The organism is Legionella cincinnatiensis, assembly GCF_900452415.1.
Lineage (GTDB): Bacteria > Pseudomonadota > Gammaproteobacteria > Legionellales > Legionellaceae > Legionella > Legionella cincinnatiensis.
Window position 1 is genome coordinate 1,245,044 of record NZ_UGNX01000001.1, and the last position, 18,442, is coordinate 1,263,485.

Consider the following 18,442-nt stretch of genomic DNA (forward strand, 5'->3'; position numbering starts at 1 on the left):
CTATGTCAAAAAAAAGATTTATATACTCGCCTTGGAATGTTTTTTGAAGCTGCTATATTAGATAAAATTAGAAAGGTTCTTTTTAATAAAGGGATATTAATGGTCAAGGTTAAAACCATTCACAAATTAAGGCGATATATTCAACTCATGTTGGTAATGAGTGGATTGATGAGCGTGGTTCCAGTTCATGCATTCTTTCCTCAGACTAAGCATGAGCTTAGTGCCCATAAAATGCAGCTCAAACCACAACACCCTCGGGAAGTAATTGTCTTAATTCATGGTTTAATGCGTACTTCTTTAAGTATGTGGCCCCTAAAAAATTTTTTAAAAAGGAATGGATATGAAGTTTACACTTATAGCTATCCTTCGCATAAATACAGTATTCAAGAACATGGGACTTATTTAAATCAGTATATTAAAAATTTATTGGCAAAAAATCCCGGAGTAAAAATTAACTTTATTACTCACAGTCTGGGAGGAATTATTACTCGAGAAGCGCTCTCTAAACTTTCCAAAGAACAATTAAAAGATATTGGTTCTCTTATTATGCTGGCTCCTCCCAACCAAGGTTCAAAATTAGCAAAAATCTCGACGAAAGTGTTTCCTATGCTTACTTTTCCGATAAAACCATTAGCTGAGCTTAGCTCTGATCAAACCTCATACGTACATCATGTGCCTGTGCCTAACATTAAAATAGGGATAATAGCGGGTCGGTATGATGCGAAAGTACCACCTGAATATGCACGTTTAGAAGGACAAAATGATCCTGTCATTGTTAATGCCAATCATACATTTATTATGAATAATGCAAAAACTCGTGAATTAATCATGAATTTTTTAGAAACAGGAACATTCGGGCCGGTGGCGGGTAAAATCTCTTCGTACAAAGAAATAAAATCGGCAGCCGAACAAAATTATCAGAAAAAGCAAAACAAAATGCGCGCTAACATTTGAAAGATAGATTAGTATAGAAATTTATCGCTAATAAAATTTACCAAATTTGTTTCGAGAGTACTATCTGGATGGCGTTATTTGGTATGTATGAGCTGCATTTGTTGTTTCAATGATCATTTTAGAAATTGTTTCACTAAGCAATTCGCGCGCTGAGTGTTTTGCTCTGGTTGAAGGGAGAGTTATGGTAGTGAATAAATCTTGATAGACCTCGTGTTCATCACTCAAGGAGCATTTGCAAAAACCATTAATTTCGCGCAATTGTCGGCACATATAATTGATTGTATTATCAGTTTCGTATTGAGGGAGTGATCTTTGAAATTCTTTTTCGAGTTCTTCGGAATCAGCATAAGTGGCTAAAAGTAACAAAGTATCAAATACTTCGAGTCTGTTTTCTTTTTCAATTGCATCTGGAGTGGTTGAAAGTATTTTTCGCATTTGATTAATAAATTGTTCTATTTTATTTTTCTGGAATGCAATTTTTACCTGCAACTCAGTATTCATTATATAACCTCCTGACCTAAAAGATGCGCTAATCATATTATATTTAGTTTGAAATGGTTTTAAGCAAAGAATTTCCATTATTATCTTGCGTAGAGTATGTATCAATTAATTGATCAACAACAAAATCAATATCATCATGCAATAAACACTCTTTTTGAACGGACTTTAGATTACCAAGTTTTGCGTATAATAAAAACATTTGTAATAAAGATTTTTCAGTCTTATTTTCTTTGATCTTCATTTTAATTTGTTCAGGATCGATTATTTCCATAATCATTTGACCATTACTTTCCTTTTTAACAGTGAAGCATGGTTTATTATGCTCTCCATTCAATACAATTTTAAATCCATAATCTGTTACTGCAAATAATGAGTCAATTTGGAATTCAGGTTGTTTTAATCGTTTCAAAAAAAGATGTTTGTCACTTTTGGCTCCAGTATTTACTCGCGCTTTATTAAAAAAGGATGCTAAACACATCAAAGAGCCTTTATCATGGCTAATTGTTAGGGTTTTTTCTCCATGTGTGTCCACAGTAGCAATTAAAGGCGGGATCGTGTTGCGAGGGACATTAGTGTTGTAAAACGCAATTGTTGTATTGGGATCACAATGAATTAATAAGTTAAGACTTGCTGTTTTATGCATATGAATCAGGCTTGTGGTGTTTACATAACGACCTTTATCAGCTGAGCTGCTTTCTTCTTGTCTTGCTCTTTCATAAGAACGTTTGACAACTTCTGACATGTCATTCAGACAAGCACAAATGACTAAAGAATTATTATTTTTTGCAACTAAGGCTTTTTGTGAAGGTTTATAAGTCACTCCATCAATAATGATATTGGGCCGTTTTTCCTTTTTTGCTTGCAGGTGCTCTTCAATAAGCTCACTAATTAAATAGGCACTATCTTGAGTACGAATAAAAACTTGTTCTGTTTCCTGTTTTTCAAATTCATCAGTGAACGGCATAAATATGCCCCGATAATCATCCGTTGCAAGTGATACGTAGTCTTTTCTTTCTTCTTTTTTTATGTATCTGTTAGAAATAGTACTTTTACCGCTCGCTGCTGGTCCTAAAAAAACAAAATCATGATTATCGGTTAATGAATATACTGTTTTTTTCTCAAGCTTTATTTCTTCAGTAAAGTCATCTAAGTTTTTATCTAAAAACGCGGACATAGTTTGATTAACCAGCTTTTTTTGTATCTTATTCATTTCCATGATGAAGCACGAATTAAATCTGGATTGGTATGCGATACTCCCTTGATTTAGTGAAGGATATAGTTTTTCCATTCGTTCGTGGGCTTTTTTAGTACAGATTTGTTCGGTATTTGGCTCTTTGAGTGATATATAAATTTTTGACCAAGCATCTAAAAGTTTCTCGAATTTTGTACTGGATTTTAGAATACTATGAAATAATTGTTGTGCTAATTTATTGACTTCTTCCACATCTACTCGATAATCAGTGATGAGTCTCGTAGCAAGATGAAGCATTAATGTTGTTTGCATTTTGGGAACTAAGACATCAGTCAGCCATTCTTCATGAGCTATATTCGCATGAATTAATTGATCTTGTAGATCACCTTCCATAAAATTAGGTTGGAGTATGCGATTATAAGTTTCGTGTAATTTTTTTTCTTGAGTATTCCATCGACTCAAACCCTTTAGAGTTAAGATATGCCTCATATTAAAATGAGCAACTGCTGCTTCCCTAACCTCGCTTAATCGGTTTAGTGGTTTTGAGAATGATTGTTCGGGAAGGGTCAATTCTTCACTTAATGGGCGAACTTCTTTTACTTCCGGCCTCAATATGTCCATAGATAAAATTTTATTGCCATTACGAGCGCTACGACTAATTCTTACACTACCTAGAGAGTTTGTGGAGGGCATTTTTTTGACTAAGGAATTCGATTCCATTTGATGCATATGTAAGAGAGCAAGTAAAGGTTTCTTTTTAGGTAATGGATTTGTTGCTTTCTGTTTTTGTGCTTGAAAATGAGGCAACCTCACTGAAGGTTTGGAAAGCAAAGAGTGATCATGCTGTTTATTATAAAAATCAATACCTGCTGCAAGAATCTCTTTGGCCTGATCGCTAACTCCTTGAATCTCACCGTTTAGGTTGCCAGGAATGACATCAAGTATTTCATGATTATGATCATAGATAATAGTCATCACATAATCTTGAGGCTTAAGATGCGTATAAGCAATTTCAGACAGTTTGGTTTTTCCCATCATTTCTGCAAAAGGTTGTGAATGAAATGCTTCTTTTCCGCGAACAATGTAGAGAATCTTAATATCATTCATGCCCCCAAATTTAAGGGTGATATCAAATTTATCAGTCACAGTATGGGTGCCAACTCCAGTAGCTGCTAATGGAGTAGCGGTTCCTGAGCGAATTTCATGTTTTTTTAGGTTATTTTCTTGCCCGGATAATAAATGACTATCAGTAGGATACTCCCCGATACGAGTCACTTTTTTAGCAAAAAACTCTGTTTCAGCTAAGGAGTCAGTTAAATGCTCTCCTTTAAAAACTACGGGAGCTTGAGTGAGATTTAATTTATCATTTTCATAACTACGTACAGTATGATAGTGATGTATGTCATTTTTTAAATAGGATGTTAGTTTATCTTTAAGCTGCTCTCGAAATACAATAGATGGCGGTATTACTAAGCTTGATTCATCTGTTAAAAAAGAATGCTCTTTTTTATTTTTAACATCACGTACGGAAACAAAATTTGTATTGTTCACTAAGCCAATAACCAAATCTACTAAATTAAGTTTCCAGATTTTTTCTTTCTCTTTACTGTCTGGCACATATTGGGTGATTTTGTCATTAGTAGAGTTAAAGATGATTTTTTTGATAAAATTTTCAAAATTTCCTGTCGTGGATGGAAACGTTTCGTTTTGTTTCAAAAGCGGAGTATTTTTATAGAATTCGTCAATAGTTTTTAAAAGCTTAATCAGCTGTATTATCTTATTATCCAATTCTTTATCTTTGGCATGGGGATCCTCTTCTAATGCAGCGACTAAAGTAACTATTTCCTTCATTAAGAGGCCTATTGTTTCGATTTCATTTTGTAATACTTCATTGATACCAACGGTTTCTTTGATTTGTTTTATCTGAATATCGAGTTCTTGGTTATAATGTTGGCATGCTCCTGCTGCTAATAGATCTTTAAATCGAGCTAGGTTACCTTGGCTTAGCCACTGATAAAGGCTAAACTTCATTTCTTCATCTTTCACTAAATCAACCGCAGGTAAATGAGCTAGAAATAAGCTTGCACCAAGATCGCTATCTAAAAAGGCAATTCCTTTATCTTTCAATGATGAGGTATTATAAAGAGAAATATCTCCAGTATGTCCTCGTTGTGATGTAATTCGCAAAATAGCTGGTAAATGTTTTTTTAAGTCTTCCTCAGAAACAGTTTTATCCAAAGCAAAATCAAGTTCACAGAAGTTAATTATTGCATTGATTTCTTTTCCAGAGGGATCAATGACAGTATATTTTAGCTGGTTATCGAATAACTCTATATATAAAGTGTTTTTTTTCAGCAAATCTTTGTTGGGCATTGTAAGACATAAGTCATAGCTAATTACGTGGAGAAACTTAAGTAATGCTTTGCTATCAATTTCTTTAGGTGTTTCTACCTGCTCGCTTTGTGTTCTTCTTTGATTAAATTCAGAAGCTAAATATTGTGTAAATGAGAGCAGAAATGATTCGTATAATGGTTCATTTGTCATAAAAGCAATGAACTGCTCATAATCATCCTCTTCTCTAATCTTGTGGAAATTAGGAAAACTCTTAGCTAATTTGCTTTGCATTGACAAAAAGTGGATAAAGATTTTATTAAATTGATCAATGGTATTAATCCCTAATGATTTTAAATGCTCGACGCTTAATTCTTGGGACTTTCTATGGGTAATATGTAATGCCAGTTTTTGTAGAAATAAGGAGTAATGAGGGTTATTTTGTAATTTTTCTAGAGCTGCTTTTAGACATTCTTGGTGAAATGTTTCAGTACCTATTACTTGCAGTACTTCTTCTTGAATATCAATGCCTATTTTTTTTGCATCTTGCAAGACAACAAGAGCAATTTCTGGAGCAATGTTATCCCATTGATACATAATGCTGTTTTTTGATTGTTTTGAATAGCTTGTAGCAGATAATTCTATGGCATCACGTAGCGTACGATGATATTCATATCGTGGAAGTTCATTCTTATTTACGAGATCGAAGTTAACGCATTTTTTTGAATATACTTTTGTCATTATGTATCAAAGTTATTTTTATTGGGTAAAACTTATAGCATATTTTGCTTAAGGATATATGATGTAACACGAATGTTGTTAATTCGAAGTGTAAAAATAAGTGTCTGATCAGGGTGTAAAAACAACATACTCCATTTTTCTCTTGCCATGCGTGCATGCTTGTTTGCCAATATAAGAGAGCTAATTTGTTTTAGGAATATTAACATAGGCAAGATCACCTAAAAACATAGGTTTTATTTTTTTACTAACAATACAGGGATTTTGGAGATGCGAATGACTTCTTCAGCGACACTTCCAGTCAGTATATGCTGAATTCCACGTCGACCATGAGTGCCAATAATGATTAAGTCAGCAGACCATGCTGATGCCTCATCAACAAGTTTTTCAGCAATTTGTGATTTAGAGGGAGTAAGTTCCGCGAGTTTCATTTCAAACTCAATTTTTACGCGGCTTAGTTTTTTCTTTATTGAATTTAAAACTTCTTGTCCTTGTTTTCTTATTAATTCAACGAAAGCCTCACGATCTACATCACCCTCATATAAGGTATCTACGATGTGAATCACACAAAGCTTAGAATTTTGGTTTTTAGCAAGTTGAATGGCCTCTTTTAATGCTAAAGAGGAAGCTTTACTCCCATCCACAGCAATCATAATCTGTTTATACATAAGACTTCCTTGCCGATAAAATTAAATAATACATTAGCTTTACGCACTTGCAATATATTTGCAATAAACATTAGTAGTTATGATAATGAATGCTGTGTTTTAAACAATCACTCCTTGATTAAAATGTCAATTTTAAAAATCGAACTCCGCACGTTAGCTTAATCCGGTCGTTTTATCCAATTGATAGGACTAAGATAAAAGTTCATTTTGGCTACCTTCCCTGGTTTTGATTTCTAAAAATATGGACCTATTGATCGATGATTGTTTGTTTATGACATTTATATATTATTAAACCAGAAGCAAGTTCAATAATTTCTCCTTCTACTCCTGAGTGTTCCTGATCACATTTTTCACTTAAACATATTTTCAAATTATCAAGGTCTTTTCCAGTAGTTGTAAAGATAATTTTATTTTCTATCAAAATTCTGGCTTCATAGGTATTCTTTTCATTCGATGAGTCCATGACTATCTCCAATTTCTCATCATATATACATTATAGTGCAAACTCTTTTTAAAAGTTCATATCGTGAACTAAGTTAATGAAGCTCTTACCTTAATCTCGTCCTATGTTATTTATAAGCGTGTAATATTTTTGTTTCTTTATAAACAAACTGATTGACAAAAATTAAGCTAATTGCATGAGAAAGAATTTTCATATCTTTTGCGCTTGAATCAAAGCAATGCCATAGATGATCTGATAATGCTATTATTCATTTTCATTATTTTCCTCAATCCAACAATCGCTAGGACCTCCTGGTGGTCTTGGTCGCTTTGGTAATGGCGTGGGATGAAACTTTGCTCCTTTTTCATTGTCGTTGGAGCGATCAGATTCAATTTTCCGATGAGTACAGATGATTTTATTTAAAGTATCAATCAGGTTTTGTTCTTTAAAAATGAAAAAAAGATCATTTTCGTTAAGCTGATCATCACTGTCGCATTTGCTAATTACGAACAAATTGGCATTAATTTTATGAATAAAGTTTGCAATGCATTTTTTATCTGTAGCATGCTGTGCTTTTATCATGACGTGATAAGGAAATTTAATAATATTGAGATCTCCATTACCATCAGCATATTTTGCATAAGCAACAGAACTATTATTTTCATTGAATTCATGTAATAAATCAGAGTCATCGTAAAGTCTAAAAATAATTTTTTGCTTCTCAATTCTTGTATTTTCTTGTTTTTGGGCAATAAAAATTTTTGCATCACTTAATTCTCTAAATTCAGCAATTGCTTTTTCTTCGCCACGAGCAAACTGTTCTGAAACTTTATAGCGCATGCATGGAATATCCTAAATTCATCCTTAAAATAAGAATAGCATAATGTATGTTTTAATTATGTCTCTTTGAATACTGATAATTGGAAAACTAAATGAAGTTGTAGAAAAATTTTATGATTCAAATCATGATACAGAATGAATTAATTGGGTAAATGTAGTGAGCGTTTTTTGGTTTTATAAGATGAAAGAAAGAGCTACGGCAGTAAGTCATTACTGCCGTATTTAGAAAGCTTTTACCTATTCGTTATCATTTAAAAGTATGATAAATTTCACCAGTCTCATTTGCTATGAATGTGGATTCGCCTTTCTTGAGGCCTGCTCCAGTATCAATATACGCATAATTATCTAGCTCATTGCGTCCATTAAATTTAAATTCTACAATTACACCGCTATTATCGCGAACAGCTGTTTTAATTCCATGCCGATGGTTATTTTGATAAATAACTTTAATAACATCTCGATGCAAAAAACCCATAACCTCAGGACTTACATATATTTGTATTTCGCCACCGCAGCCAATATCAACTTCTTTGTCAGTACCATTGGTAAGTGTCATTTTGCGCTTGGAGTTTGCTTTGACCTCAGAAACGGCTAATGGAATTTCATCTAACCAATTTGGAATTCTAAAGATCCCAGCAGTTTCTCTTAGATTTCGTTGAATGTCCCCTGTATGTTGACAAAAAGTAGGGGATACTTGAGTAAAATGCCCCATATGCTTCCACTCTTTATTAGATATATATTGTGGATGAATTAGACCGGTTTTAAGAGCATTGGGTGATGTAAAGTATAAACTTGTTCCTTTAGGGAGTTGACCATTCATATATAAAACGCTGAGATAGCGTAAATCGTCAATGGTGATCTCATTTAGTGGCTTATTTAGTGTCTGGATTAAGCTCTCCGCACCATTTACTAAAGATTGAACAACAATAGGAGCTCCATGTTTCTTAAAAATTTGTCCAAAGGTAGCCATGCCCCAATCATCAGCCTGATATCCGCTGTCTTTTTGTTTTTGAGTTACTTGCTTATCTAAATCTTTTGTTGTGGTATGAAGATAATCAATAACCTCTCGCTCTGGCCTTTGCGATTTATGAGTTGTATGATATTGACGGGTTCCTGCACTATTTTTTGATTTTTTCTCTTCACCCTTTACATAGCATTTATTGAAAAATTTGTTAGGGTTAGGCATATCATTCTTAGGTATTTCTACAGTCTCAATTGTTGTTGCCTTTTCTTTTATTATATTATTTGTTGTATTTTTTTCATGAAATATTGATTGATCTTTCATAGTACCATTGTTTTTTAAATCAATCTTATTTTTAGGTATTTTTATTTTATTAAATAGTTTTTTATCTAATTTTAATTTCATTTACAACTCCTTCATTTTCTATACAACAATTGCAGGGTAATTATATCAATTGATTATTAAGTAATCATTATGTGCATTAAAATTGAATGAAAATCCTAATTTATTCAAACTTTCTATGCCAAAAAAGAAGAACGGAAATGGGGGGCAAAATGAAATTAACTTGGAATGGTAAGAATATAAAGGCTAATTACTAGTAAGGCCTCCCATGTCTTTGCAAGAAAGCTAGAAGATACGGATAGTACAGTTACTGGATGGGTTGTGCTTGGAAAAATATAGGAATGCAATATCATAAAACTTACTGTAGCTTAACTTGAGAAAATGATATATTTTTTCAGAATTAATAGAATATTCAGGAATATTATGCCCCGTATTAAAGTGAATGATATCTCCATGTATTATGAAAGGCATGGTCAGGGAGAGCCTATTGTTTTTATTGCTGGATTCAGTGCCGATCATACAGCATGGGCTGCAATCGTTGAGCACTTTAAAGAAAAATACCAAGTGATTCTTTTAGATAATCGTGGTGTTGGTCAGACTGATATTCCGGATGATGTTTATAATATTGATCAAATGGCAAATGATGTAGCTGATCTATGCACCGCGCTTAATATCCCACAAGCTCATTTCGTGAGTAATTCAATGGGAGGGTTTATACTGCAATCCTTAGCGTATCGCTATCCTAGCCTTGTCAAATCCGCCGTAATTGGTAATTCTGGCGCGAAAATCCAAACAGCTTTTAATATTTATCTTCAGGCACAACTTGAGTTCATGAAAGCCAATGCTCCCTTTAAATCACTCATTAAAGCTTCATGCAGTTGGTGTTTTTCATATCAATTTCTTTCTCAACCTGGAGTACTTGATCAACTCATACAGATTGGCTTGAATAATCCTTTTCCGTTTACGATTAAAGGACATGAAGGACAATATGGAGCTCTTCAACAATTTGATTCACAAAATTGGATAGGACAAATCAAGGTGCCTGTTTTAGTATTGACAGCTGATCAAGATATCATTATTAGTGAACGGGACTCTAAGTATCTTGCCAATAATATTCCTGGAGCGCGTTATTATTGTTTTACTGAGTGTGGCCATTTACCTCAATTAGAAAATCCAGAAAAATTTTTTCAAATTGTTCGAGAATTTATTGAAGCGTTAAAATGACGCCTCGAAAATAATTTATTCTAGCTTAGAAATCCAGATGAAGTGTCTACAAGTCTGCAGACACTTCACTATAATGAATTAAACTATAAGGCTCTAAGAGAGTTTATCGGAGGCTCGTGTTCAGTACATGTACCTGTTTCCAGTGACCATCCAAGTTTTTTCAAGTCCGCATTGACTTCCATTTGTTTGAGTATATTGATCAATTCCTCAATGCTTGGAAGCTCATCAGGTTCTCCAATAATTTTTAATAATTTTTCAATTTGATCAAGATCAAGCAATTGCATTCGATTTTTTACTTCATTCTGCTGAAGTGCTTGCAGTAAATAATTAATCGTTAATTGATCTGCTTTTAATAAAGTGAAGATATCCTTCCAATCTCGTTGGATATTTGGCACCGTTTTTACGCAAACACCTTCTATATTTTCACCAATTGGATATTCTGAACAGTAAATAGTTCCACGGCTAAGAATCATATCAGTGACTGAGCCACCATTTTCTAAGGTGGTGATAATTTCATTGAGTCCGAAGCTTTTAGCATCTTCGAGGCCATGATCGGCTTGGTTTACTCGAATATGGACATGGAGTGTTGTAGTCGCTTCCAGGTAAGGCATATGGAGATATATTTTTATTTTATCCTCCTGGGTAACACCATATACTGCTGCAAGATTTGCTAAAATATTGTCTCTAAGTGATTTTAAATAAATCAGTGATTGTTTTTTATCTTGATCTAAATCAAATAAGCAGGCCAAATAAACACTGTCACTTTTTGATTCTAACGTGGTAATTGATTCTTGACTCAAAGTCCGTGGTAATCTTGAAAAACTTCCGTGCAACTGCAAGGGTGTCATTTCTTGCCCATATCGATAATAGTCAAACGGTTGTTTCTCCTTTTTACTTTTACAAGCTAATTCTGCTTCCTGCATTAATTGATTTCTATAACATTCAAGAATCTCGTTTGCTGGAAGTATAGATTTAAATTTAGTCGGTAAAGCTTCAGGATGAATATACCAGGTAACCAAAGCTAAACCATTTTCAGAGTTTTTTAATTGTTTCAATGCATAACTAGTGGATACTTTTTGACAATCAGATAAAAATTTCTTGGTGTCAAGGTATGCAGGGTTAGTCATTAATATGGTTTTTGAGTTATCATAAGGTGTATCAAAAATTGGATACATTTCTGGCGCTTGTACAAATAAAGCTCTTTCCAAAGAAGGTCTACCTTGTAAAAAACGATGAACAAATCCAGGTAAACCATGGATCTCATGATAGGCATCGGTTAAGCACTTTGCACCTAAACCATTAATATTTACTGCAGTGCAAGTTGCTACATTGTATTTAAGTCGTGTTTTTTCACTTAAAATCAGTTCTTTTTTATCCCAGGTATTAGTAGTTCCTGGTCCAATAGGAGCCAAGTGTTCAGGCGAAAGTACTTGGTCATCTGCTGACTGCAAAGAAGTCTCAGATGGAGGAGTTTCTTCATTTTTAGTTAAAATTGGTTTGAATAAAGTTTTAATTAAAGCATTTTCAGATACGTATTTAGATAACATGTAATTGTAAAAATAGTTCGCGGTGGGCAAATATTACACCATAAGTCTTAAAAAAATCTTAAGTGGTATAAAAATAGATAAACAGAAGCTATTCTGAAAACTTGTATAAGAATTTAGTGAATTATAAAACTAGGGTAGGTTTCAAATTAACGTTTTTCCTCACTAAAATGTTACTTACCCTGGAAGAGTGAGGGTACTTTAAGGGTTTTATCATTTTCGCGAAAACGAAATCCATTTCTAATGGATAAGGATATAATTATAACGAGTCTCTATCACAAATCGTTCAGGCTGAGGAAGCGCTGATGCGCCTCCTCAGCCTGAACGGTTCGAAGTAATTACTCGATCTCTTATCCATAGCTGACATTAATCTAAGTGTCCATTCAATAATTATGAATTAACATACGATTGAGTAAATTGGTGAATTTCTGGAATAATAATATTGCGGAATTTTTTGCCATTGAATAATCCATAATGCCCAACTTCTTCAGCAAGAAAATATTTCTTCATGGAGTCAGGTAAGTTTTTACATAAACTGATTACTGATTTTGTTTGTCCAACTCCTGTTATATCATCTCGCTCACCTTCAATAGCTAAGATGGCTGTTTTTTGTATGTCTTGTAAGCGCACATTATGACCTCTGGATTTATAGCGGCCTGTTGTTAATAATTTTTCTTGAAAGACGGTGTTAATGGTTTGCATGTAAAATTCAGCCGTCAAGTCCATGGTTGAAAAATACTCAAGATAAAATTTGATTATTTTGAATGCGGCTTCTTTTTGATTTTCCGCATATCTGTCGACTGCTCTTTGTAAGGACTCCATATGTCGTTGCAAATTCATACTCATAAAGCCAGCAAGTTGCATAAATCCAGGGTATACAAGGCGCATTGCTCCTGGAAAACGAGAGGGAACGATGGAAATCACATTTTGCTGAAACCAATCATCTCCTCGTGATGCAGCGAGATCATTTACTGTAGTAGGGGATTGGCTTGTATCAATTGGCCCACCTAGCAATATTGCTGTTCGTGGTAAGTTAGCTGAATGATTCGTAGACATTAATGCAACCGCAGCTAAAACGGGGACGGTGGGTTGACAAACTGCCATTACATTTAAATTAGGTCCTAACAAATTAAAATAGGCAATCATATATTCAATATAATCATCTAAATCAAATGATCCTTCAGTTAAGGGAACATCGCGAGCATTTTTCCAATCGGTAATATATACATCATATAAAGGTAATAGGTTTATTACTGTATCACGGAGTAAAGTAGCATAATGTCCTGACATAGGGGCGACTACGAGCATTTTAGGTAAATTCAAATGCTCCGCATAAGCCTTTTTAAAACGAATCAGATTACAAAAGCTTTGCTTATCAATAAGTTCTTCTTGAATGTCATAATATTCATCGTCAATTTTAACTTGATTAATATCAAATTTAGGCTTGTCATAAACGTTAGTAATCATATGAAAAATATAAGCATAACCTGATACTCTACGGTAATGACTGGATGTCGCTTCTAATATTTTACGAAAAGAGTCCTGTGTATCATCAGCGAGGTAAGGAATTTTATAAGGTAAGTTAATATTATCAGAAACTCTACGAAAACGTCTTGCCAGATTTTCACAATAATCGGAATAAGGCTGCAGTAAACGCATATTAAAATCATAAATATTATAAAGATACCGATTATCAAGAGGATTAACAAACATGACCTATCTCGCAAGCATCAGGATATTAAATTAATATACTTAAAACGAAAAAATAGCAATATTCCCCTCTAAATATTGTGTTTGATGACCATAGAGAGAGCTATAGATTTGAAAAATACCAAGGTGTTCTTAGCATATTCTGGATTCAAGATTTTATTTGCATAAAATAAAATGATAGTATTCTTTTTTTAATTAAAAAGGTTGTGATAATGTCAAGATTTCCAAATAAAACTCACCATGAACTTTGCCAATATTTTAAAAAATTGAGTTTAGATCAATTGAAAAAAGAAAATCACGCCTATGGCGCGCATTTTGAGAATTTAGAAAACAAGATTGATGAATGCAATCGGGCTTTAGTAGTCGAATGTCAACATCGGCACTCATTACAAGAACAAAAAAGTAATTATGAACTCACTTATGATTCTGTGGTATTGAGCGAACAGGAGTATAGGCTTAGTCTAGAGTCGTTAAATGACATCACTGATCATTCGGAACGATTTCTGGCAAGAAAATCGATTGGTATATCTCCAATGGAAGTTTATAATCAAAAGTTATCATACCTTATAACCTCTGTGCAGCAATCCCATTTAAGGATTGAACATTTGACAAAGAGGTGCGAAGATTTAACAAAAAAGAAATCAGGAGCTATTTCTGAATTAAAAATTCTTAATAGTATTATTCAAGAGAAAGAACAGTTAATCAGTGCACCTCAAATAGTCCGAGGATACTCAAAATAACGGACAAGATTATTTGATTTAGGTATAAATAAAATTACCTTTTGCCTTATTCATTAAGGTATTAAATCGCTGTAAATGTTTCTGAGTCGTTGCTGGAGAATGCAACACAAACTCAGAAACACATAATGCAAAAAGCACTCTACGTATTTCCCAAATTGTCTCTTGAAAGGTATCGATTCGCTTTATAGTTTGCGGAGTTACTTTCGCTTCTAATTTTAAATTTTGCGAACTAACGGCTATAGGTGAGCAGGTTTTTATAACTTGAGTCCTTAATTTTGCGACAAAAATAGAAGAGTTAGTTCTTTGGGAACCGGTTTGAGTGATTTGTTGCACCACATCATTAAAAAAATTGTAAACCATCATCTGATGAAATAAATAAAGTTTTTGCGAATAATGATAGGTCTGAAATAAAAAGTAATCGCCAATTAAAACTATAGCAACACCAAGTAAGGTACATATTCCTCGATTTAGCATCATCACAAATGGGCCCTCAGGAGAGTTCATTTCAGTAGTTTGAGCTAATAAAAAGAATACGATGAGGGTAATAAAAAAAACACTAATATCATAACGATTCGTGTTAATTGAGGATACAGAAAATCCAATGACTGCCACGATGAATATAACGGGGATTAATCGATAGTTAAATTGGGTTAAATAAAGTAATGGAATTAAAATCAACAAAGCAGCAAAAGTGCCACCAATGCGAAAAATGGCTCTTTTAACAATTAAACCTGGCTCAATTCCGGCGCTGATGACAATGACAGTGAGTAAAACCCACCATTTATGAGGAATGTTCGAAAATAAGTAAATCAACATGGCAACCATAAACATAATTGCCAAATGAACAAATCGCGCGTAATCAAGCTTTCTTTTTAATGCATTTTGAGTAAGCATAATTTATTCCAGCTGCTAAATGATTGTTCTAGGCAAAGGGCAACATGATGCTGTAATTTTGTTTTAGGCTCTATAGGAAGTTTAGGTAAGCCGCATTGGGAATAAACGTGCATGTGAAGCCTAAGCCAGAGTAAGTTATTTTTTATCCCATACCAAAATGCTTCATTCATGGTCTCATAATAAAGATTATCTAAAGAATGTTGAATATTGCGAATGTTTACTGAGATACGATAGGCAGGGATCATATATTTCTTTGGGAGCATTTTTGTATAATTTCTAACTATTCCCAAATGCATAATCTCTTCCCAGGTTGGCTTCTTATCATTTTTATTGATGGTGTAATCAATATCCTTTTCAAGGTATTGGATGAATTTTTGCAGCGCTCTGTTCCAGACGATTAAATACATATTCGGAAAAACCCTTAAACAAATGAAAATAAAAGTCATTGATAAGGTAATGGATGAAATAAAGCCATATGCAACTTCAAGATTCGCAGGAGGGTCGATACTTAAAACAAGGGCGCCTGAGGAAATAAGTAACATCGTTAAATTTTTTAGAGTGTAAAAATACTTTAATACACAAAAGTAAGTGATTGAAAGAACAAAAACGGAAAAAAAGAAAAAAATCACTCGAAAAGGATAAACGAGATAGAATGTGACACTGATGAGGATTACGCCTATGGTAATAAAAATCAGTAATTGTTCTTTTTCTTTAAAAGTTGGAAGTACCGGTGCTTCATAAAGTGATGCTAAAAGAAAGGGTATAAAAAAAGCAATAAAGCTCACCGGTTGAAATAACCAATAGACATATACTTCTACAGTTGCAATAAAGAGACATTTATAAAGCGTAATGCGTTGAAGAGCATAAGGATCAACTTCATCAAGCCATTGTTTAAACTTTGATATAGACATAAGCGCTGGTTCCAACACGAAGTGGATAATGAGGATCAGGATCGGTGATTCGAATAATGACGGGGAGTCGTTGCGGTAACAAAATCCATTGATTTTCATTAATAACATTTTGTAATTGCGTTCGATTATCTACTAATTGTCGATTAGCAGACCAATAATCGGACTCCACTACTCCATGAAACATTTTCCTACTTAGATACATCCTGGGAAATATTAAAACTTTTGATCCTCTACGTACATCGCGTAAATCTGTTTCATTAAAATTTGCCTGTATGTAAACATTATCGGAATCTACTAAAGAAAAAAGAGGTTGATTGATATTCACTGGGGTTCCAATAGTGAAGAATAAATTTTGGATAATTCCATTTCCTTGGGCGTAGACATTTGTCAACTCTAAATTGACTTTTGCATTTTTTAATCGTGCATTAATGGACTTAATTTCATTTGCTTGCGCTTCTATTTGGTTTTTATCAATTTCTAATTGCTTTAAAGCAGCTTGCCATTTGTCTTTTGCTGCTTGTGTTTCTTGTTGGGAGTTTTGGAGAGTCATTAAGGAGACTGATTTTATTCTGTATCCTTTGCGATATTTTTGATCATCTTGGTCGAGTTTAATGTAATTTCTGTGTTCGTTTTCACTGAGTTTGAGATCACGATCATAAGTTGTTTTTAGTACTGCTAATTGTGCTTGGGCACTGGCTAAATCAGCGGTGAGTTGCTCCACTGCATAGATATAAGGTTTTTGAAATACGGTAAAAAGTTTTTGTCCTTTTTTAACAACATCACCATTTTGGACATAAAGATCAGTAATATAACCATTAGTCAGAGCGGCAACGGGGCGTACATTATTAACAACAAATGCATTATCGGTGAAAGGAAATAAATAAGAAAAAATATAAATAATGGTCGTTAAAATACCTATAAAAATAATTGTATTAACTAAGGTAATCGAACGCTTTAAGCGAGTATAGTTTTTTTTAATTTTTGTACGAAATTGAATAAAATTTTTCATAAAAACAAATTAGTTTAAATTTTTCATCTCCTCAAAGAGGAGTCCTGATTCTCACGATCATTATTCTGCTTGCAATTTTTGGGGTTGCAAATGATATGCATAACCTCCAGCCAAATCCTGGTATAAAGCAACTAAAGACATTGCAAGTTCTAATTTGGCTTGATTGGTTAACAGCGCCAAGTTATCCAAATATATCTTACTTTGTAATAAATCTTTATAAGAAATCAATCCTGTTTTTAATAAACCTTGTTGTAATTTATATTTGCGATGATAATCTTCTTCTGCATGTAAATAAGCAGTAAACTGTTCATTCATTCGTTTATTTGCAGAATAATCAGTATCTACTTCTTTTAAAATGCGTTTTACTGTTTTCTCAAATTCAGCAACTTTTGCATGATAGGCGCCTTTACTTGCGGCGATATTGCCTAAAACACTGGGTGTTATTGTCCAATTTACATAAGTATCTACTGATTGTGCAAAAGAACTGTCCGGTAAGCTTACTTCACCTAGGAAATCATCTAATTGTAAGATTGGAAAAAAATTACTGTAGGCAACGGAGATTTTTATGCGCGATGCTTTTAGCGCATATTCTGCCATTTTCATATCAGGTCGATTATTTAATACAGTGGCAGGTAAGCTACCTGGTTTAAAATGAGTAAAATCTAATGATGCAAAATTATTTTTATTTTTTATTCTTCCGGGAATTTCGTTGATTAAAAAGCGAAGCGCATTTTCACTAAATACAATATTATACAAAATGGGTTTCATTTGTGCCGCAATGATTTGTTCATCAGATTGCAGCTGGGCTAAATCAATTTCATTAACTAAACCAATCTTGATATCCTGTTCACTCAATGCAATCAAAGATTTTAAATCTTTATCAAGTTGCTGCAGTAATCTTAGTTGCTCCATTTGGGCGATTAAAGTGAAGTATGCGGAGGTAATTTGACCAATTAAGGCTAAGCGGACCCCATCAACAGCAGCTTGATACATTTGTACATTATAAGTAGCTTGCTTTTGCTGGGTGTAAAGTTGCATGATATTTAAAACATAGTACGGCCATGCTCCATAAAATGCTCCTGGAACACCTAAGGCAGGGTTAGTAGAATAACCGGCAAATAATTTTAAGGTTGGAATCCAGCTGAGCTTGACTTGCTGTAATTCTCCTTGAGCTTGTTGTACATTTCCTATGGCGATATGAATATCCATATTATTTTTTAAGCCAGTTTCAATTAATTGATTTAATTCTAAATCATGAAATTGCTGCCACCAAGCGGTATAAGGCAAGTTATTTATTGGTTTATATGCTTTTGTACTGGAAGGAAACTTTTTAAGTGGTGTAGAGACTTGTTGCTCAACATTTCTATGGCAGCCTGCTACTATTTCAATCAATAATAGGAAGATGAAAATCCTTTTGGGCATGAATAATTCATTATTTGTA

15 protein-coding genes are annotated in these 18,442 nt (G+C 33.6%); 3 read left to right on the plus strand and 12 right to left on the minus strand.

The window, feature by feature from the left end; genetic code table 11:
- The first annotated feature begins 99 nt into the window (after positions 1-99).
- Positions 100-954 (plus strand): esterase/lipase family protein, encoded by an 855-nt coding sequence (locus DYH34_RS05535; protein ID WP_083502779.1) that lies wholly within the window; start codon positions 100-102, stop codon positions 952-954.
- Positions 955-1,014: 60 nt separating this feature from the next.
- Here the strand turns inward: DYH34_RS05535 and DYH34_RS05540 are convergent, their stop codons facing one another.
- The 6 genes from DYH34_RS05540 to DYH34_RS05565 all read right to left on the minus strand — a co-directional run bounded on the left by DYH34_RS05540 (position 1,015) and on the right by DYH34_RS05565 (position 9,032).
- Complete coding sequence (locus DYH34_RS05540; RefSeq protein WP_058465506.1) at positions 1,015-1,455, minus strand: hypothetical protein; 441 nt, start codon at positions 1,453-1,455, stop codon at positions 1,015-1,017.
- Between the two features lie 43 nt (positions 1,456-1,498).
- Positions 1,499-5,719 (minus strand): zeta toxin family protein, encoded by a 4,221-nt coding sequence (locus DYH34_RS05545; RefSeq protein WP_058465376.1) that lies wholly within the window; start codon positions 5,717-5,719, stop codon positions 1,499-1,501.
- A 233-nt stretch (positions 5,720-5,952) separates the two neighbouring features.
- Complete coding sequence (locus tag DYH34_RS05550; RefSeq protein WP_058465375.1) at positions 5,953-6,384, minus strand: universal stress protein; 432 nt, start codon at positions 6,382-6,384, stop codon at positions 5,953-5,955.
- A gap of 247 nt (positions 6,385-6,631) precedes the next feature.
- Positions 6,632-6,847 carry a hypothetical protein gene (locus DYH34_RS05555; RefSeq protein ID WP_058465374.1) on the minus strand — a complete coding sequence of 72 codons (216 nt, stop codon included), beginning with the start codon at positions 6,845-6,847 and terminating at the stop codon, positions 6,632-6,634.
- Positions 6,848-7,090: 243 nt separating this feature from the next.
- Positions 7,091-7,666 (minus strand): hypothetical protein, encoded by a 576-nt coding sequence (locus tag DYH34_RS05560; protein WP_058465373.1) that lies wholly within the window; start codon positions 7,664-7,666, stop codon positions 7,091-7,093.
- 247 nt (positions 7,667-7,913) lie between these two features.
- Positions 7,914-9,032: a hypothetical protein gene (locus DYH34_RS05565; protein ID WP_238589517.1), complete on the minus strand. Its 1,119-nt coding sequence runs from the start codon at positions 9,030-9,032 to the stop codon at positions 7,914-7,916.
- Between the two features lie 360 nt (positions 9,033-9,392).
- Here DYH34_RS05565 and DYH34_RS05570 point away from each other — a divergent pair, with 360 nt between their 5' ends.
- Entirely contained in the window at positions 9,393-10,193 is an 801-nt protein-coding gene (locus tag DYH34_RS05570) for an alpha/beta fold hydrolase (RefSeq protein WP_058465372.1), read from the plus strand.
- A gap of 83 nt (positions 10,194-10,276) precedes the next feature.
- Here DYH34_RS05570 and DYH34_RS05575 read toward each other — a convergent pair whose 3' ends face one another.
- Together DYH34_RS05575 and phaZ are read right to left on the minus strand one after the other, a co-directional pair.
- Positions 10,277-11,770 carry a hypothetical protein gene (locus DYH34_RS05575; RefSeq protein ID WP_238589516.1) on the minus strand — a complete coding sequence of 498 codons (1,494 nt, stop codon included), beginning with the start codon at positions 11,768-11,770 and terminating at the stop codon, positions 10,277-10,279.
- Between the two features lie 357 nt (positions 11,771-12,127).
- Positions 12,128-13,450: a polyhydroxyalkanoate depolymerase gene (gene phaZ / locus DYH34_RS05580; protein ID WP_058465371.1), complete on the minus strand. Its 1,323-nt coding sequence runs from the start codon at positions 13,448-13,450 to the stop codon at positions 12,128-12,130.
- Positions 13,451-13,659: 209 nt separating this feature from the next.
- Here phaZ and DYH34_RS05585 point away from each other — a divergent pair, with 209 nt between their 5' ends.
- Positions 13,660-14,187, plus strand: coding sequence for a hypothetical protein (locus tag DYH34_RS05585; protein ID WP_058465370.1), 528 nt, complete (start codon positions 13,660-13,662; stop codon positions 14,185-14,187).
- Positions 14,188-14,205: 18 nt separating this feature from the next.
- On the opposite strand, the gene DYH34_RS05590 is transcribed toward DYH34_RS05585, so the two are convergent.
- Genes DYH34_RS05590 through DYH34_RS05605 form a run of 4 tightly spaced genes read right to left on the minus strand, consistent with a single transcriptional unit; the run spans position 14,206 to position 18,423 of the window.
- Entirely contained in the window at positions 14,206-15,081 is an 876-nt protein-coding gene (locus DYH34_RS05590) for an FUSC family protein (protein WP_058465369.1), read from the minus strand.
- A complete protein-coding gene (locus DYH34_RS05595; protein WP_058465368.1) occupies positions 15,060-15,992 on the minus strand; it encodes a hypothetical protein in 933 nt (310 codons plus the stop codon). Before DYH34_RS05595 ends, DYH34_RS05590 begins: the two co-directional genes overlap by 22 nt.
- On the minus strand, positions 15,973-17,001 hold the full coding sequence (locus DYH34_RS05600) for an HlyD family secretion protein (RefSeq protein ID WP_058465367.1): 1,029 nt from the start codon (positions 16,999-17,001) through the stop codon (positions 15,973-15,975). The genes DYH34_RS05595 and DYH34_RS05600 overlap by 20 nt, the downstream gene beginning before the upstream one ends.
- A gap of 60 nt (positions 17,002-17,061) precedes the next feature.
- Complete coding sequence (locus tag DYH34_RS05605) at positions 17,062-18,423, minus strand: TolC family protein (protein WP_058465366.1); 1,362 nt, start codon at positions 18,421-18,423, stop codon at positions 17,062-17,064.
- Positions 18,424-18,442: the final 19 nt, after the last annotated feature.

What these genes read in the sequence shown, in the direction of transcription:
- DYH34_RS05535 (WP_083502779.1), top strand. Translation starts at nt 100, where the DNA reads ATGGTCAAGGTTAAAACCATTCACAAATTAAGGCGATATATTCAACTC.
- DYH34_RS05540 (WP_058465506.1), bottom strand. Translation starts at nt 1,455, where the DNA reads ATGAATACTGAGTTGCAGGTAAAAATTGCATTCCAGAAAAATAAAATA.
- DYH34_RS05545 (WP_058465376.1), bottom strand. Translation starts at nt 5,719, where the DNA reads ATGACAAAAGTATATTCAAAAAAATGCGTTAACTTCGATCTCGTAAAT.
- DYH34_RS05550 (WP_058465375.1), bottom strand. Translation starts at nt 6,384, where the DNA reads ATGTATAAACAGATTATGATTGCTGTGGATGGGAGTAAAGCTTCCTCT.
- DYH34_RS05555 (WP_058465374.1), bottom strand. Translation starts at nt 6,847, where the DNA reads ATGGACTCATCGAATGAAAAGAATACCTATGAAGCCAGAATTTTGATA.
- DYH34_RS05560 (WP_058465373.1), bottom strand. Translation starts at nt 7,666, where the DNA reads ATGCGCTATAAAGTTTCAGAACAGTTTGCTCGTGGCGAAGAAAAAGCA.
- DYH34_RS05565 (WP_238589517.1), bottom strand. Translation starts at nt 9,032, where the DNA reads ATGAAATTAAAATTAGATAAAAAACTATTTAATAAAATAAAAATACCT.
- DYH34_RS05570 (WP_058465372.1), top strand. Translation starts at nt 9,393, where the DNA reads ATGCCCCGTATTAAAGTGAATGATATCTCCATGTATTATGAAAGGCAT.
- phaZ (WP_058465371.1), bottom strand. Translation starts at nt 13,450, where the DNA reads ATGTTTGTTAATCCTCTTGATAATCGGTATCTTTATAATATTTATGAT.
- DYH34_RS05585 (WP_058465370.1), top strand. Translation starts at nt 13,660, where the DNA reads ATGTCAAGATTTCCAAATAAAACTCACCATGAACTTTGCCAATATTTT.
- DYH34_RS05590 (WP_058465369.1), bottom strand. Translation starts at nt 15,081, where the DNA reads ATGCTTACTCAAAATGCATTAAAAAGAAAGCTTGATTACGCGCGATTT.
- DYH34_RS05595 (WP_058465368.1), bottom strand. Translation starts at nt 15,992, where the DNA reads ATGTCTATATCAAAGTTTAAACAATGGCTTGATGAAGTTGATCCTTAT.
- DYH34_RS05600 (WP_058465367.1), bottom strand. Translation starts at nt 17,001, where the DNA reads ATGAAAAATTTTATTCAATTTCGTACAAAAATTAAAAAAAACTATACT.
- DYH34_RS05605 (WP_058465366.1), bottom strand. Translation starts at nt 18,423, where the DNA reads ATGCCCAAAAGGATTTTCATCTTCCTATTATTGATTGAAATAGTAGCA.